This window comes from Paenibacillus ihumii, from assembly GCF_001403875.1.
GTDB classification, from domain to species: Bacteria; Bacillota; Bacilli; order Paenibacillales; family Paenibacillaceae; genus Fontibacillus; species Fontibacillus ihumii.
In genome coordinates, this window is record NZ_LN884298.1 from 498,118 (window position 1) to 513,971 (window position 15,854).

Annotated in this window: 15 protein-coding genes; 8 read left to right on the forward strand and 7 right to left on the reverse strand. The window is 50.8% G+C overall.

All coding sequences use genetic code 11. The features are described 5' to 3' along the window. Positions 1-89: 89 nt before the first annotated feature. From BN2762_RS07180 to BN2762_RS07205, 6 genes are all read right to left on the reverse strand, one after another. Complete coding sequence (locus BN2762_RS07180) at positions 90-2,000, reverse strand: beta-N-acetylhexosaminidase (protein WP_055106328.1); 1,911 nt, start codon at positions 1,998-2,000, stop codon at positions 90-92. A 208-nt stretch (positions 2,001-2,208) separates the two neighbouring features. Next, positions 2,209-3,657, reverse strand: a complete 1,449-nt coding sequence (locus tag BN2762_RS07185; protein ID WP_055106329.1) for a polysaccharide deacetylase family protein — start codon at positions 3,655-3,657, stop codon at positions 2,209-2,211. Between the two features lie 130 nt (positions 3,658-3,787). Continuing rightward, complete coding sequence (locus tag BN2762_RS07190; protein ID WP_055106330.1) at positions 3,788-4,447, reverse strand: ThuA domain-containing protein; 660 nt, start codon at positions 4,445-4,447, stop codon at positions 3,788-3,790. A 153-nt stretch (positions 4,448-4,600) separates the two neighbouring features. Next, positions 4,601-6,223: a glycoside hydrolase family 9 protein gene (locus tag BN2762_RS07195; RefSeq protein WP_055106331.1), complete on the reverse strand. Its 1,623-nt coding sequence runs from the start codon at positions 6,221-6,223 to the stop codon at positions 4,601-4,603. Between the two features lie 168 nt (positions 6,224-6,391). After that, entirely contained in the window at positions 6,392-7,759 is a 1,368-nt protein-coding gene (locus tag BN2762_RS07200; protein WP_055106332.1) for an amino acid permease, read from the reverse strand. A gap of 177 nt (positions 7,760-7,936) precedes the next feature. Continuing rightward, positions 7,937-8,482, reverse strand: a complete 546-nt coding sequence (locus tag BN2762_RS07205; protein WP_055106333.1) for a hypothetical protein — start codon at positions 8,480-8,482, stop codon at positions 7,937-7,939. A gap of 100 nt (positions 8,483-8,582) precedes the next feature. On the opposite strand from BN2762_RS07205, the gene BN2762_RS07210 reads away from it, so the two are divergent. The 7 genes from BN2762_RS07210 to BN2762_RS07235 all read left to right on the forward strand — a co-directional run bounded on the left by BN2762_RS07210 (position 8,583) and on the right by BN2762_RS07235 (position 13,600). Beyond that, positions 8,583-9,497: a phosphatidate cytidylyltransferase gene (locus BN2762_RS07210; RefSeq protein WP_055106334.1), complete on the forward strand. Its 915-nt coding sequence runs from the start codon at positions 8,583-8,585 to the stop codon at positions 9,495-9,497. A 46-nt stretch (positions 9,498-9,543) separates the two neighbouring features. Beyond that, on the forward strand, positions 9,544-10,416 hold the full coding sequence (locus tag BN2762_RS07215; RefSeq protein ID WP_055106335.1) for a PhzF family phenazine biosynthesis protein: 873 nt from the start codon (positions 9,544-9,546) through the stop codon (positions 10,414-10,416). 86 nt (positions 10,417-10,502) lie between these two features. Beyond that, on the forward strand, positions 10,503-10,910 hold the full coding sequence (locus BN2762_RS27545) for an RNA polymerase sigma factor (protein ID WP_055106336.1): 408 nt from the start codon (positions 10,503-10,505) through the stop codon (positions 10,908-10,910). Between the two features lie 116 nt (positions 10,911-11,026). Beyond that, positions 11,027-11,185 (forward strand): VOC family protein, encoded by a 159-nt coding sequence (locus tag BN2762_RS28130; RefSeq protein WP_326830426.1) that lies wholly within the window; start codon positions 11,027-11,029, stop codon positions 11,183-11,185. 80 nt (positions 11,186-11,265) lie between these two features. After that, on the forward strand, positions 11,266-11,715 hold the full coding sequence (locus BN2762_RS07225) for a VOC family protein (RefSeq protein ID WP_055106337.1): 450 nt from the start codon (positions 11,266-11,268) through the stop codon (positions 11,713-11,715). Positions 11,716-12,146: 431 nt separating this feature from the next. After that, the gene (locus tag BN2762_RS07230; protein WP_055106338.1) at positions 12,147-12,884 is read left to right on the forward strand and encodes a glycosyltransferase family 2 protein; all 738 of its coding nucleotides are present in this window, start codon (positions 12,147-12,149) and stop codon (positions 12,882-12,884) included. Further along, the gene (locus tag BN2762_RS07235; RefSeq protein ID WP_055106339.1) at positions 12,884-13,600 is read left to right on the forward strand and encodes a glycosyltransferase family 2 protein; all 717 of its coding nucleotides are present in this window, start codon (positions 12,884-12,886) and stop codon (positions 13,598-13,600) included. The genes BN2762_RS07230 and BN2762_RS07235 overlap by 1 nt, the downstream gene beginning before the upstream one ends. A gap of 112 nt (positions 13,601-13,712) precedes the next feature. Here the strand turns inward: BN2762_RS07235 and pdxR are convergent, their stop codons facing one another. Next, positions 13,713-15,155: a MocR-like pyridoxine biosynthesis transcription factor PdxR gene (gene pdxR / locus BN2762_RS07240; protein WP_055106340.1), complete on the reverse strand. Its 1,443-nt coding sequence runs from the start codon at positions 15,153-15,155 to the stop codon at positions 13,713-13,715. Positions 15,156-15,254: 99 nt separating this feature from the next. On the opposite strand from pdxR, the gene BN2762_RS07245 reads away from it, so the two are divergent. Continuing rightward, positions 15,255-15,806: a GNAT family N-acetyltransferase gene (locus BN2762_RS07245; protein ID WP_083484797.1), complete on the forward strand. Its 552-nt coding sequence runs from the start codon at positions 15,255-15,257 to the stop codon at positions 15,804-15,806. Positions 15,807-15,854: the final 48 nt, after the last annotated feature.

The window sequence follows — 15,854 nt, forward strand, 5'->3', positions numbered from 1 at the left end:
TGCGAAATCCTCTGCAGCAACAAAGAGCAGCAAGTCCCTCCCCAAGGGGCTTGCTGCTCTACTTATTAATCAGTTATGCAATGAGCATCTTAAAACGGATTAATCACATGGAAAAAGACGTTTGGCGAAGCCATGCGGTAATAGTAGCTGCACCAGCCGGCCCCCTTCTGATTGAAACGGTTGACCGAGCTGTACACGAGCCGCTCTTGCTCCAGCTCTTCAATTGCCGGGATTCGCCCTTCTACGTAATCCAGCAGCCTTAGCGCAGCCGTATCCAGCCGACTCAAGACTCCCCCGTAGCGGATATCGATAACCTCCCAGCCGAACGGCTTGAACATTCGCAGCCATTGCGAGCGATGCGCAGCCCGCAGCTCTTTAACCGCTTCAGCAATAGAAGGCAGCACCGTCGTCGCAATTCGCTGCAGCTCAGCTTGATCGCCGGAATCATATGCCCGCTTCAGCTCAATGCCGATCTCGCTTTTCTGCTTCAGCACCGCACACAGCTTCTCCGGCACATCGAACAAATAATCCAGCTCCGCGTCCTTCACGCGAACCCGGCGAATTTCCTGCTCAAGCTGCGCATAATGCTCTGCCATAGCCAATCCCTCAATTTGCTTATCGAACAGGCCCAGCAGCACATCCTGATAAAGCAGGAACTTGCACGGATTACTCTGTTTGCGGTTATTGGGCTCTGAGCCAGGCGTCTCATCCAGATCCTTGAACTTCAGGAACGCCTCAGCCTCGATTCCCGTGCAGAACTTCACCCGTTCCGCCACCTGGCTCCATGCCAGCTCTCCCTCCGTATAAGCGTGCTCTGCATAGAACTGCAAGCCCAACAGCGCTGCATACGGATTGCCTTCCATTCCGTCATCGCCCCACATCGTGGCATAGACCTCTCGGATACCCTCTTGCTTGCATACCTGCAGCGCCGAATCCGTTGCGTTCAGGGACAGCCCATAGTTCACGCCAAAGGTATTGAACACCCAGATCCCTCCGGCAAATGCCAGATTGCAGCCGAGCGGCCGATGCTTCGCAATCAGCTTCTCATAATCCTCTTTGTCGGTGTGCGCATAGTCCCAATACACCATATCCACATCTTTCGGAATTCTGCGCGCCATTTCCTCAGGAATCGGAGTCTCGGTGTCATAATGCTCAGCCCCGTCCTTCGAGGCGAATTTCAGGAACATATCGCTCCACATCATCGGCTTCAGGCCCCGGCGGCGAGCCATCTCCAGCACCTTCTCCAAATGGCCGGTCATGATCTCGAACCGTTCCACGTACCCGTTCCGGTCGAGATATTTGCCCCGTCCAAGCTCCTCCGCTTCATCCATGCCGATATGAATCTTCCGGCTGCGGAACGGAGCGCTGGCCGCTTCGATCATGCGATCGACCAACTGCTCGGTCCTCTCGTCTCCGACCAGAAGCGCTCCTTTCGTATCTTTATAATAGGATACCGGCTCCCACTTCAGGAACTCCTCCAAATGCGCAAGCGTCTGGATGCTCGGAAATGCCTCGATCCCGAATTGATCCGCATAATCATCGATTTCCCGGAGCTCATCCTGTGTATAGCGTCCCCGCATATAGCCGAAGTACGGCTCACCGCTGATTTCATAAGTATCCTCGAGATACAGCATTACAGTGTTCAGGCCCATCAAAGCCATTTTGCGCAGTAAAAACTTGAAGCTGTCTAACGTGAGAACGCCATTGCGAGACAGGTCGAACATCGGCCCTATGATGTCGAACTGCTGGGCTTCCCGTATCGCAAAGGGCCTGCCGCTGCGACCATGCTGCACAAGCAGCCCCAAGCCGCGAAAGAATTGGTGCCTCTTACTAAAGCGTATGTATGCGCCGCCTTCATTCAGTCCAACTTCGAGATCTCCAGCGGAGGACTCCACCTGAACAGAAAGTCCCTCCTCTGCTTCCGTAAAAGCAATATCCCTCGACAAGGCCTGAATTCCAGGCCGCAGAGACGTCAAATCTCCTTCAAATCGCAGCCTCATTTCTTCCCTCCTGGTAATAGGTTTTATATTACGCTACCCAAAATGATATAAGCGCTTTAATTCCTACTATACTAGAAAAAATATAGCCAAAAGGGGGAAATTTCTCTGATCCTTGTTATCTATTCTCCTCCATGAATCCCAGGCAACCCTCGATGCACTGCCGCGTATCATTCAATTTCTAAAAGAGCAAAATTTAGAGATTGTCAATTTAAGATAAAAGGTCGCTAGCCCTTACAAAAGTATAGCCCTGCCCCTCCAGGCTCTCAATGACTTGGGGGAGCGCCTCGATCGTTTGCAGATCATCCAGGATATGCAGCAAAATAATGCTGCCGCTCTTCGTCTGCTCCATTATGCTCTGGGTGATTTGAGCAGCAGAGCGGCTCCGATCCCAGTCCTTCGGATCTACATCAAAATTGACAATGGTGTGATAGCCTGTTGCCGCTATGATTTCAGCAGCCTCGGGCGTGATATTTCCAGTAGGCGGCCGGAAGAGCATCGCCGGCTTCTCTTGAATGGCTTCCGTAATGATCTGATGGGCCTTAACCACCTCGTTCTGCAGCTGTTCCGGAGTGAGATTGGCCAGCTCCGGATGACTGTAAGTGTGATTACCAACGTCATGCCCTGCCTTCGCAATGGCCCTGGCCAGGTTCGGATTCTTCTCAACCCCGTCTGCGCGCAGGAAGAAGGAGGCCTTGACCTGGTACTTCTCCAGAATGTCAAGAATTTGAGTAATCGTGTAATCTGTACCCCAGTCGTCAAAGGTCAGCGCCACTTTTTTGCTGTTAGTTTCTTCTCTGGAAACAAGATTATAGGACGTCGGCTTATGACTAGCGTTCAGCCTGGCGGCATCATATCCTGCGATCTGCTCGAGCGGCTTCCGCTCTCCGCCCTCCATCACAAGCTTGCTTAACGGTACGAACGTATAGCCTGCATCCTTGGCAGCATCGGCTAGAAAAGCGATGTCTTCAAGAAGCTGCTTGTTCTCCCCCGCATCAAGCGCGATGATTCCCCCCCGATTGATGTATTTTCGGATATAGCTTCTCTTCTGGGCTTCGGACTCCTTGTTCCAATTATGCAGAAACAAACTATGAGAAATCACCGCTTTCTGCCCGTTATGAGCAGCTGCAAGCCGGATATCATCGTTGTATTCACCGCTCGCGGTTCTTACATATCGGGGAGTGATACCCGTCTCCTTCTGAATAACCTGATTCGCTAAATGGATCTCCTGATAAACCTGTTCATAGGAAAGCTGGCTCAGATCCTGTCCGTTTAAGGTATTATTCTCGATTTCATGGCCACGGGACTTAATCTCCCTGGCGATATCAGGCTCCTCCGCTACTCTCATGCCCGGTAAAAAGAAGGTGGCCTTGATCCCGTAACCGTCCAGCTGATCCAGCAGCTTGTTCATGGTGTCGCTGTCCGCCATCCCATTGAAGGTAAGCGCCAGCTCGCGTCCGGTAGTATAGACAGAAGAGATCGCCTGACTTGGAGCCCCTGTATACCTTTCTATCGGCTGCTTCGTTCCGCTGTCTTCATTTCCCTCCATTATATTTCTGTCCCCGGCAATGCTGCAGCTGGATAAAATCAAGCATACTCCTAGCACAAAAATGGCCTGTATCCAGCCTCTTCCTAATCTGTTCGTATTTCCTGTCTGCATTCTCCATACTCCTTTTATGTAAAACTCATGAAGCTCTTTCTACCGCTAACCATTTTATACCCTTTCGGCTGTATGCGCCAACCATGCCGCCGATCGATACTGAAACCAAGCAAAGTCCGAGTGTACGGACTCATGTATCAAGCTTAGCACACCAAGCAACCAAGCTTCTCATTGTATCAATAAACCGCGGCATCAACAGGCCTTCGGACAAATGCGCCGGCGTTATGCATCCGACGCGGCCGGAGCCGTAGCTATGATACCAGCCGGCTGCGGCTTCCCCCTCTACCGAAGAGGAACGCAAGAATACATTCGTCTCCTCCTCCTTGCAGTCGACAAAATAGTGCTCGTCCATGAAGCTGAAGGCTTCCCCTAAACGGCCTAGATCCGTGCCTGACAGCGGAGTATACGTCACTAGGCTGTGCTGCTCCGGATGCATAAGAAAATGTCCGCGAAGCATTCTGACATAGACGCTGTCATTCGGATAGGATGCCAAGCCCGAGTGCCAGGCCAGCCAGGCTCCTCCGTCCGCCACATACCTCTCGATCCGCTCGGCCAATCGTTCCGTCATCCAGTAGTTCTCCGGCTCCGCCTGCGGATTCATATAATTTCCTGCAAACAAGACGACTAAGTCCGGAGCTAGGTTAAGCTCCTGCTCGCAATGCCCCACACCCGCATAAGTCAACTGGAGCCTGCCTGCCTGAACATAAGGCTCGGCCACTTTCTCCAAAGAATGCCGAGCCAGTTCAGCATCATGATAATAATCGCCAACGATCACCAGCATACGCTTCATTCATAACCATCTCCATTCCGCATTAATGAGCCACTGGAAGCATAACAATACAAGGCCAAAGGCCGTTCGCGGTATAAACCTCGTCAGAAGCTTCCTCGATGAGCTTAACTAGAACTGCACAAGCCCCGCTAAGCGCGGGGCTTGCTTGCTCCTTTACACAAAGTGAGACAGCACGAACACAGCGGGAGAATTCCAATAAATCGTAACCTCATTGGTTGCATAACTCTCCATGACATCGGCGAAAGAGGCGGCCGGCGCCCGGTCTGCCAAATGCTCTCGCGCATAGTCGTCCTGCTTGCCGTAATTTGGCCCGCCCGAGACCAGCCCGGGAACAGGCGCTTCGACGCCGTCTCCTTCAGAGGGACGATGATGCGGATGAAGAATCGGCCGGCTGCCAAGTCCGGTGACATAGCTCATCCCCATTACGTTGGCTCCGAATAAATAATGGACGTGCTCGAGAGCCCAGCGTTCATAGGCCTTGGAGCCCGACAATCGGTCAGCGATAAGCAGCAGCATCGCATGATTCATAACCAGCATATTGCTGCCCCAAATATACTGCTCCGGCCTGAGCGATATGCCAAACCCGTCTTGAAGGCTGACATCAGCTAGCTCAGCGGCCCTCTGCTGCAGGCCGGCTTGTAGACGCGCAGCCAGCTCAGGCTCTTGTTCCCGCGCCGACATCAAATAAGAAATCGTTCCGTATCCCCCCATATCGGCCCATCCCAGCTCGTATTTATCGAAGCTGTCCTGCCTGGCATATTGCCCGAAGGCCTCATGATAACGGGACTCCCCGGTAGTCCGGTACAGTTCGGCTGCAGCCCAGTAGCGCTCATCCATGTCCTGCTCATCACCGTATTCCCCGGTGAAGATCTCCGGCGGGTTGCGGAAGCCGGGATATTCAGGATGGCGTTCCAGCCACGTCCATGCCCGCTCTGCAGCCTGCAGGCAGGATGCAGCGAAGGCAGAGTCATACGGGGCGTACACCCGGGCTGCCATAGCCATGACGGCGGCAAAGCAGCCCGTTGCCGTGGCGGATATCGGCGTAATGTACAGCTCCGCTGTATCGTCCTCAGGCATGACGTCCGGGCCGGGAAAGCGCAATGTCGTAAGCTTATGAAAGACACCGCCGCTCTCCTCATCCTGCATACGGAGCATCCATTCCAGCTCATATCTGCATTCATGAAGCACATCCGGCGTAGCCCCATCGGTCTCCGGCACCGGCACTGCCCGCTGAAAAGCCTGAGGATAGCACTCATAAGCCAGCAGCAAATCCGCCACCGCCTTGGCTCCAGGCACTACATATTTGCCGTAGTCCCCGGCATCATGCCATCCTCCCCAAGCATCGATGGTCCTCGCCTCCTCGCCATAGACGAGCGCAGGCGCAAGGTGACAGGCCGCATGCTTCCATGGACCAGCGTGCTTCTCTTCCAGGTCCATCCCGCAGCGGAAATAGTAAAACGCTTTCAACAACGCCTGATGAGCTGCTTCATACACCGCCTCCGAAATAACAAAAGGGTAAGAGCTCTGCCCATCCCCGGCTTCAATCCGATAGGTTCCCGGCTGCTCCCAAGCCGAGAAATCTCCCCGGCTTACCGTGATTCCACTAGCTGCGTCTTCGGCAGCAGGCCGCGTCTGGCCCTCCCAAACTACTTTACCGGTTTCATGATCCACCAGCCGAAAGCCGGCGCTCTCTCCTGTAATCATAGCCATCTTCGCATCCTTGCTGCGGTAACCAAGCTGGTTCACGGCTATTGTGAATTGCTGCTCCATGGGCATACGTCCATATCCTCCTCTTTACTCTAATTAGCACCCATGATATTTCCTTTTTAATTTTTGGTCAATTGCTTTTGCGAAAAAAAGACCGCTCTCCTGATTTAACAGAGAACGGCCTTTCATTGTTACTCTATTCTTCCCGCTAGCGGCTTTTCTAGCATATTTCTGTAGTCACCGCCGCGTTTTCTTGAACTTGATGAGCGACCATAGGAACAGAAACAACAGAAACGCCAAGCAAAACCCGATGCTAAGCATATTTTGCCGATCAAATAGAAACAGTACGGCAATGACCGACAGACTGACCGTCGCTAGAATCGTGATGTATGGAAATCCCCATACGCGGAAGCTCGGCTGTACCGGATAGCTGCGGCGCAGCTTCAACTGAGACAGGCAAATGCTGATCCACACCAGCAGCACGACAAATCCCGGCACCGCCATCAGGAAACGGAATAAACCGTCTTGAAACAGATAAGCCAGAACAGCCCCGCCGATAAGTACGGCCGCACACAGCTTCAGACTGTTCATCGGCACGCCCCGCTTCGTCGTACGGGCCAGATAAGGCGATGCTTCGCCGTTCGCCGCCATCGAATGCAGCATGCGGGTAGCCCCGTAAATCCCCGAATTCGCTGCGGACAGCACCGCTGTCACGAGAATAAAATTCATCACATGGGCCGATCCCTGCAGCCCGGTACTGGCCAGCACCTGAACGAAGGGACTGCTCTCGCTGTTCAACTGATTCCACGGAATCAAGCTGCAAATGACGAGGATCGGCAGCGTATAGAACAGAATGACCCGTAATATGAAGCTCTTTACCACCTTGGGCAAAACCTTGTCCACGTCCTTGGTCTCCGTCAGGGTAAGCCCGATCAGCTCCGACCCGCCATAAGAGAACATCACTACCAGCAGCGCGGCAATAATCGCCGTCCAACCGTTCGGCAGGAAGCCACCGTAATCCACCAAATTATGCAGGCCGCCAGCACCTTCCACTGTCCATACGCCAGACAGTATCAAGGCACCCAGAATGATAAAGACAATAATCATGCCGATCTTGATGCCCGCCAGCCAGAACTCCGCTTCTCCAAAGCCGCTGACGCTCAGCATGTTAATCCCCAGGACAAGGATTGCACACCCCAAGGTCAACAGCCATAGCGGCGCCTCCGGAAGCCAGTATTGCAGGAAGCTGCCTGCGGCCAGCACCTCTATGACACATACCGTTAGCCACATAAAGCAATAGAGCCAGCCGATAATGAAAGACAGCCGTTCGCCGAAGGCCTCCCGAATGAAGTCCTTCATATTGCGATTCGGGTATACCATCGCCATCTCGGCAATGGCTCCCATCACGACGAGCAGCAGCAAGCCTGCCAGAATATATGAAATGACGATCCCCGGTCCTGCTATACTGATCGTCTCGTAGCTTCCCTTGAATATTCCCGTGCCGATTACGCCGCCCATCGCCATAAAGGTAATATGCCGAGGCCGTAATTTTTTATGAAGCGTCCCCTGCTCCTGTTCGTTTGCTTGTGCCCTCTCCTGAGACATTTCCTGACTCCTTCCGATGATCCAGACCTTATTGTATACACCTAAATCTACAGTTTACCCCTATTCTCCAAAACATGCACGCCTAAAAATCACCACTACCAGGAATGGCCAATTTCTCCATATCTATAACGCCGCATATAAAAAACCGTACTCCCATTAGAAGTACGGTCCCTCAATTTACAGCTCCTCTGGCTCATACTCGCTTAACTTTCCTTCATAGACCAATTTCAGGCGGTCGCTCTGCCGGAAATCATCCGGCGTCACCAGCGCCGGCAGCTTGTTCCACAGCTTGATGCCGGACCTGTCCAGAATCTCCGCCACGAACTGCGAGCAGAAGTAAGAGTTGCTGAATTCAACGGGCTCCTTGAGCGCAATGCCGACCACGCCCAGAATGTTATACAGATATTTATTGCGGCTGCGGATGAAAATCTGCAGAACCCGCTTCATTTTCTCGACTTCACGCTCGGATACCTTGAGCTCATAAAGAACGCACGTCGTATTTGGATACTTGCTGAACGTGCCCGTCTTGATATCCTCCTTGACGAACCCCCCGTTGAGCGGATTGTTCGGGCTCTTCCGTCCAAAGCTGTACAGCTCGGACAGCTCCCGGTTGAAGGATATAGATGCATGATTGTACGGGGCTCTCGTATACCCCTTGATCATCCTCGTAAAAAGCGTCCCGGTATTCGTAAGCAAAATAAAAACCGAACGATCATCTGCCATTTACGAAATTCCCCTTATCAAAAATGAGTTGTTCCTTCATAATAACATATGATCGCCCCTGGTGGGTCCTACGTCATGACAAGGTGGATGGTGAAGGGCAATGAACAGCTCGCTCATAACTTTAACCCTGATTTTTACTGCATTATTAGTCATACAGATTATCTATTATGTCCTGAACAAAATACAGCCGGACAAAGATTACGCCGCCATCGGCTCCAAAATCAAGACCTGGTGGGGCATGTTCGTTATTTTTTGTCTGGCTACTCTATTTAATCCGGTCGTTTCGCTGCTGTCCCTTATGGTGCTTACCTTCTTCGCGCTGAAGGAGTATTTCTCCATGATCCGTTCCAGAAAAGCCGACCGCAGATTGTATCTTTGGGCTTATTTATCCATTCCCGTGCAGTTCTACTGGATCTATATTGAATGGTACGGGATGTTCATCATCTTTATTCCGATCTATGTATTTCTGTTCCTGCCGCTCCCGCGGCTGATCAATAAAGGAACGGTCGGCTTCCTGCGCAGCGTCAGCTCCACCCAGTGGGGGCTCATGCTGATGGTATTCGGGCTTAGCCACCTCGCCTACTTCCAGTTTGCCACGCCGGAGTATGGCGCAGGGCTTGTGTTGTTCCTGGTTGTGCTGACCCAGCTGAATGACGTCGCCCATCATGTGGCATCGCTTTATTTCGGCAAACGCAAAGTCGTTCCGACGGCCAATCCCTATCTGACCTGGGAAGGGTTTGCCTTCGCGTTCCTGGTGACGACCGCCGCGGCCTATTTGATCCACCCCTACCTGACGCCGCTTGGTTCCATGTTCGGAATATTTTGCGGCATGCTGATCAGCTTGAGCGGGTTCTTCGGCAGCCTGACGGTTTCCGTGCTGAAGCGGGATTTGTTAATCGGCGACGACAACAAGTTCGATGCGCTTAAGGAAAGCTACCTCAGCCGGGTTGATAGTCTGGCTTATACTTCGCCGGTTATTTTCCACGTGATTCGTTACTTTTTTGATTTCATGTAGCCTGTCGAACGTTCAACCTCACTTTGAAGCCAAGGAGTTGCTTGCTATGGAATTCTATATCGTTGATGTATTTGCGGAACAAAAATATCAAGGCAATCCGCTCGCCGTACTGCTGCCGGACCGGGAACTGGCCACGGAAGAGATGCAGCAGATCGCCAAAGAGATCAACTTCTCGGAGACAACCTTCATTATGTCGGGCAAACAGAGGGACGGGGGATACCCTGTGCGCATTTTTACCCCCAACGCGGAGCTTCCCTTTGCGGGACATCCTTCGCTTGGAACGGCCTTCGTCATTCATCATCAGCTTGATCCAAATAAGAGCAGGCATATGCTCTTGAATCTTGGCGTGGGCCAAATCCCCGTCTCCTTTGCCGAAGGATCGGATAACGAGTTATGGATGAAGCAGCAGCAGCCTGTATTCGGGGAGGCTATCGCCCCTGCCGTGATCGCAGAGATACTCCAAATTCCTGTCGGGGATATCCAAACCGCCTACCCCATCCATGTATCTTCAACAGGGTTTCCATCCGTCATTGTCCCTTTAAAGAGTCTAGATGCCGTGCGAAGATGCGAGGTTGCCCCGGGGAAGTATAAGGCCTTCCTCGAAAATATCGCAGATGCGAACCTCCTCGTGTTCTCCGAGGAGACCCTTCATGAGCAAAATGATTTGCATGTGCGGGTATTCGTTAATGACCCAGGGTATTATGAAGATCCCGCCACCGGCAGTGCCACCGGGAACCTGGCAGGTTATTTGTTAAAACACGAATTTTTGCAAAAGGGTGAAATTCAGCTTCGAATCGAGCAGGGATACGCCACGGGGCGTCCTTCCCTTCTGCACATAGACGCCTCTAAGGATGGTGATTCATACGACATCAATGTCGGCGGGCGGGTATTCTTCGTGGCAAAAGGCGAATGGCTGTAGTACCTCCGCCATGAAATGTCCTCACCTCTTTATGATGAATTTTCAGGAAGCTGAGGGGCCATGATCAATCAAAGGAAGGTGATCTCGTGACCGAAGAAATTAATCCATCCGATAAGCAGCTGGCAGCAAGCGCAGCTGAAGGTGATTTTGAAGCGTTCCGGGCGATCGTGTGCCGCTATTCCAAAGCCCTTCTATCTGTGGCCTACAGCATATTGGAAGATTATCATGAAGCCCAGGATGCCGTTCAGGAAACCTTTGTGAAATGCCATCATAAGTTACATACGTTAAAAGACCCCTCCAGGCTTGGCAGCTGGCTGTATTCCATCGCTTACCGAACAAGTCTTGATTTTACTAGAAAGAAACACAAGCTCCTTCCTTATGACCAGGCCACCGCTTCAAAATTGGACAATGTTCATTCCTGGCTGGAACAACATACCGTTCAAGAATCGGTCTGGGCTGCCTTGCAAACATTAGAGGCAAAAAGCAAACTGTAAACTGGTTCTTCCACCATTTCCATCTAAAATACAGCACCCACGGAAATTTACTGCTCGAATCCGGTCATGAAATATATTTATTGGAATCGGAGAGTCACTCGCCCAGAGAGACTCCCTTGCTAACTTTCTCCGTATCCGACGCTAAAGCATTATGGCTTAAACTCACAAGCAGCGGTGTGCAGACGGAGCCAATTGCGGTAGACGATCTATTCGGAAAGTCGTTTGTCTTCCATGACCCGGACGGGAACAAATTCAATGCTGTAGAAATTGTGTAAGTTTGTATTTCTCTTGTGACGGATTTCATCTATATGCATCGTCTATTTACTGAAACTACAAAACAAGAGGTGAATAACGGATGGAACAACAGAAAATGCGGAAGCTAGAAAGCCGTAAGGCCGAGCAGAAGCCGATGCTCAAGAGGGTGCTCTGCAACTATTTGCCCGTATCCGATTTGGAGCTTGCAGCAAAATGGTATACCGAGATTTTCGGTTTAGAGTTGAAAAGGCGCGACCCTGGCGGTGCGATTCTCGTCTTAGGGGATGGCCAGTGGCTGTTTTTGCTGGAGACGACAGAGAAAAGAACCGCTAATTTTGCCACCAGTCAATGGGACGGAAATGAAAAAACATATGAGATGTTCTCCTTGACCTTTGAAGTCGAGAACATTGTCGAGCTGCATAAGAAGCTTCGGGACAACGGCGTTGAGGTTGAGCCCTTGATGGACCTTGACAGCTGCGGTCTGCAGTTTAAATTTAAAGACCCTGACGGCAACAAGTTTAATGTATGGCAAGACCCCGCAACCGCATAATGAAATGAGCGGCTAACAAAATGATTGACCTCCAAACAGAAAGTCAGTCCTCTACCTGATCGTGTAAGGGACTGTCTTTACTGTCTTTACTCTGTTTGTGACTATTCCAAATTAGCATGATTCCCGTACATCGCCCGGCCGCTAAGCTCCCGCCCATCAGCGCCAAAATAACGGCATCGCATGCCTCTGTTTCTTTAAAATGCTGTCACCCAAAGCGAGTAACTCCTTTCCTGATGGATCTTAAAAGAGGATACCGCATCGTCATTTAGGAAGTAAAGCCGCCCCTCCTGCGGCGTTTGACGATTAACTCAGATACTCCCCTATTTTTAATAGGATATCTACTCTTTGGTGGATATGCCGTTGCTCTTCTAATTCGTGTACATACTGTAGAGTAAGTTGCTATTCATCATCACGGATAGGAGGAGGATGTAATGGGATCTGGACAGAGGAACGAGGCAAAGCAGCAGGGGGTTTCCATCATTACCTGCACAAAGCGCCACAATTTTATAAACAACCTGTTTCAAAATTACACTCGGCAGCGCCATCCGAAAAAGGAACTCATCATTATTGTAAACAACGATAGCATACCGCTTGAGCCATATCAGCGTTTAGCCAAGAAAAACCCGAGCATCCGCGTCTACCGCATGGCAGGCCGCGAATCCCTCGGTGCTTGCCTAAATTATGCATTCAGTAAGACAAAGTACAGCTACATCGCCAAGTTCGATGATGACGACTATTACGCACCCTACTATTTAAAAGACAGCCTGCAAGCATTGCAAAAAGCAAATGCCGATGTCGTAGGGAAACGAGCTCATTATATGTATTTACGCGGCTCCAAAACATTAATTCTCCGTTTTTCCCAGGACGAGAACAGATCGGTTAACAGGCTCCCCGGCGCTACGCTGTTCATGAAACGGAACGTGCTGAACAAGGTGCAATTTCCCCATCGGAACGTTGGGGAAGACGACCTCTTTTGCCTTAGAAGCAAGCAACAGGGATATAAAGTCTACTCTGCAGGCAAATATAATTTTGTCGCTATCCGCCGAAAAAACTCATCCAGCCATACGTGGGTCATCAGCGATAAAAAGCTTCTCGCCCACCATAAACGAATCCCCAATGTTCAAAATTACAAGAAGTTCGTGCAGCGGACGCCAAAGGATGCTCCATAATGGCCAAGGTGAATATCTCCAGCCAGCAAAGCGCTGTTTCCATCATTACCTGCACTAAACGAAGATACTGCTTGGATGCGCTTCTTCGCAACTATAGCAGGCAAAATTATCAGAATAAAGAGCTTATCATCATACTTAATCATAGCAAGCTGAACATGGATGAATATATCATAGCGGCAAAGCCATATAAGAACGTAAGAATCTACAGTCTCCCTAATTATTCGCTGGGCAGCTGCCTCAACTATGGAGTAAAGGTCGCCAAATACAATTACATTGCTAAATTTGATGATGACGATTATTATGCTCCCGGCTATCTCAAAGACAGTATGCAGGTTCTGCGCAAAACAAACGCCGATATCATAGGGAAACGAGCCCACTACATGTACCTGAACGGCAAAAAGACACTCCTTCATCGTTACAACAATATGGCCGATAAATATGTCCCCCTTGTTCAAGGCGCCACCCTGCTCGTCAAACGCCACGTGTTCAGCAAGGTCTCCTTCCCCAATCGAAACCGGGGGGAAAGTGTAAAGTTCTGCTCCGACAGCCGGGCCAAGGGCTTCAAAATTTATGCCGGCAATCCCTACAACTTTGTTGCGTATCGCAGGAAGAATTCGAGAGACCATACTTGGATCGTAAGCGACAAGAGCTTGCTCACAGGCAAGGTGAAAGTGCTAAAGGTCAGGGATCCCGAAAAATTCGTAACCCGAGGATAAACTCCGACCTTCTTCTCGCTAGAGAACGACCACCCCTGCTCCTAAGGGATGGTCGTTTCTATAGGTGAAAGGGAATATCGAATCATCATCGCCCAAGATACTATATAGGGGATCAAACCTGAAGGTAAGGCTCCCATATCTGCCTAAGTTGGGCCGCCCCTTCCTCTATTCGTTGCCCTGCAATGCCGCCGAAGCCGATCATGAATCTTTTCCTCTTCCTGCGTTCGCAGGCAGCCTGATCCGCGTAGAAGGCAGATGCCGATGCCACACGGATGCCGCCGGATTTCGCCGCTTGAATCATTTCCTGCTCAGAAGCTGTAGCGCGAAGCGACAGAATCAGGTGAAATCCCGCATGCGGGTTAAGGACATCGCCGCAGTCGTGGAATTGTATCTGAAGGGCCTCGGCGAGCTCCTGGTTTTTTCTGCGGTAAAGGCTTCTCATTTTACGAACATGCTTCTCGAAATACCCCTGCTTCATAAGCTTCTCCAGCGTGCGCTGATACACCCGGGAGGAGGATTGCTCGAATAGCAATCTTCTTCTCAATTGCTGATAAGGAGCCAGTAACGATTCAGGAAGCACCAGGTAATGGATACAAATGTCGGGGGCGAGTATTTGGGAGAACCCCCCTACATATATCACATTCGCATCAGGCGCCAAGCCTTGGAGCGCTGGTACCGGCTGCCCTACATAGCGAAGCTCTCCGCCGTAATCGTCCTCAATGATATAGCCCTCCTGCTCCTTGGCCCACTTCAGCAGCTCCATTCTTTCGTTAATCGGCATTACCCTGCCCCCAGGAAACTGATGGGAAGGGGCGACTGCCACAATTCGTACGGATGACTGCAGCAAACGGGAAATGTCTATCCCCTTGTCTGCTTCAGTTGCGGTCAAGACAGCAAAGCCCTCGGCCTGGAATGTCCGGGCGATTAGCGGATAACACGGATCCTCTACAGCTACAGCTGGAGAAATTCCCTTAAGAAGGATGGCCAGGTAATGCAGAAGCAGATGCTGCTCCGCACCAATGACAATCTGCTCCTTGCGGCACACCACTCCGCGAATCCTGTACAGGTAAGCGGCAAGCTCCTCGCGCAATCCAGCCTCGCCTTGCGGATCCCCGTAGAAGAGCAGTTCCTCGTACTCCTCCCGAAGCGTCTGCATCAGGAGCCTCTTCCAATGGGAGACCGGAAAGCTTGCAAAGTCGTTTTTAGCCAGATGAAAATCATAGGCATACGTCTCCGCGGTAGAGCAGTCCTTCTCGGAAAGACCGGATTCTGTCTTGGAGGCAGACATCGTAAACCTGCTATACGAATCGGGGAGAGTTGCTACATAGTACCCTTGTCTGGGACGGCTCTCAATGAATCCTTCTGCCATCAGCTGCTGGTAGGCAGTCTCTACAGGAGTCGTGCTAACGCATAGCTGCCTGGCTTGTTCCCTGATCGAGGGCAAGCGTTCGTTAGCGTAGAGCCTCCCTCCTACGATATCCTGCTTGATAGCTTCATAAACGGTCAAATAAACGGGGGATTTAGAAAAGGGTATAGAAACCGTGCTGTTTTTCATCTGCCTCTCCTGTCCTCTGAAAATATTACAATCTGTATATTTTTAAGTATACAGATTGGTGGTAAATTGAGGTAGAGTCAAAACAAGGAGATATCAACCATGAAACCGACACGCTTTCTCGCAGGAAAAAAAGTCTATTTAAGACCGATCGAAGTATCCGATGCTAATTGGTACTTCACTACGCTGTACCATCCTGAAACAAGGAAACTTACTGGGACACAGAAGCACTATACCCAGGACCAAATTGCCCGCTATATCGAAGGAAAAGCTCAGGACAGCTCATCTGTATTGCTGGTCATTGCCGCCGTAAGTGACGATACCCCCATTGGAGATATTGCGATTCAAGATATAGATACGATCAATCGCAATGCCAACATCCGCATCGCTATCCCTGACAGCAACAATCAAGGAAAAGGCTACGGTACTGAAGCTCTCCGTCTCATGCTGGATTACGGCTTCGGCATCCTCAATCTTCACCGGATCGAGTTGAACGTCTTCTCGTACAATGAGCGTGCCATGCAGGTCTATAAAAATATAGGCTTCAAGAAAGAAGGGGTTCAGCGAGAAGCCTTATTTTACAACCATCAGTATTACGACTCCATTCTCATGAGTATGCTAGAGGATGAATACAGATCTCTATACTGTAAATAAGGATAATTAAGGAGAGCCATTCACTTTGAATTGGAGCTCCTTTTTTAT

What these genes read in the sequence shown, in the direction of transcription:
- BN2762_RS07180 (WP_055106328.1), bottom strand. Translation starts at nt 2,000, where the DNA reads ATGAGGCTGCGATTTGAAGGAGATTTGACGTCTCTGCGGCCTGGAATT.
- BN2762_RS07185 (WP_055106329.1), bottom strand. Translation starts at nt 3,657, where the DNA reads ATGCAGACAGGAAATACGAACAGATTAGGAAGAGGCTGGATACAGGCC.
- BN2762_RS07190 (WP_055106330.1), bottom strand. Translation starts at nt 4,447, where the DNA reads ATGAAGCGTATGCTGGTGATCGTTGGCGATTATTATCATGATGCTGAA.
- BN2762_RS07195 (WP_055106331.1), bottom strand. Translation starts at nt 6,223, where the DNA reads ATGCCCATGGAGCAGCAATTCACAATAGCCGTGAACCAGCTTGGTTAC.
- BN2762_RS07200 (WP_055106332.1), bottom strand. Translation starts at nt 7,759, where the DNA reads ATGTCTCAGGAGAGGGCACAAGCAAACGAACAGGAGCAGGGGACGCTT.
- BN2762_RS07205 (WP_055106333.1), bottom strand. Translation starts at nt 8,482, where the DNA reads ATGGCAGATGATCGTTCGGTTTTTATTTTGCTTACGAATACCGGGACG.
- BN2762_RS07210 (WP_055106334.1), top strand. Translation starts at nt 8,583, where the DNA reads ATGAACAGCTCGCTCATAACTTTAACCCTGATTTTTACTGCATTATTA.
- BN2762_RS07215 (WP_055106335.1), top strand. Translation starts at nt 9,544, where the DNA reads ATGGAATTCTATATCGTTGATGTATTTGCGGAACAAAAATATCAAGGC.
- BN2762_RS07225 (WP_055106337.1), top strand. Translation starts at nt 11,266, where the DNA reads ATGGAACAACAGAAAATGCGGAAGCTAGAAAGCCGTAAGGCCGAGCAG.
- BN2762_RS07230 (WP_055106338.1), top strand. Translation starts at nt 12,147, where the DNA reads ATGGGATCTGGACAGAGGAACGAGGCAAAGCAGCAGGGGGTTTCCATC.
- BN2762_RS07235 (WP_055106339.1), top strand. Translation starts at nt 12,884, where the DNA reads ATGGCCAAGGTGAATATCTCCAGCCAGCAAAGCGCTGTTTCCATCATT.
- pdxR (WP_055106340.1), bottom strand. Translation starts at nt 15,155, where the DNA reads ATGAAAAACAGCACGGTTTCTATACCCTTTTCTAAATCCCCCGTTTAT.
- BN2762_RS07245 (WP_083484797.1), top strand. Translation starts at nt 15,255, where the DNA reads ATGAAACCGACACGCTTTCTCGCAGGAAAAAAAGTCTATTTAAGACCG.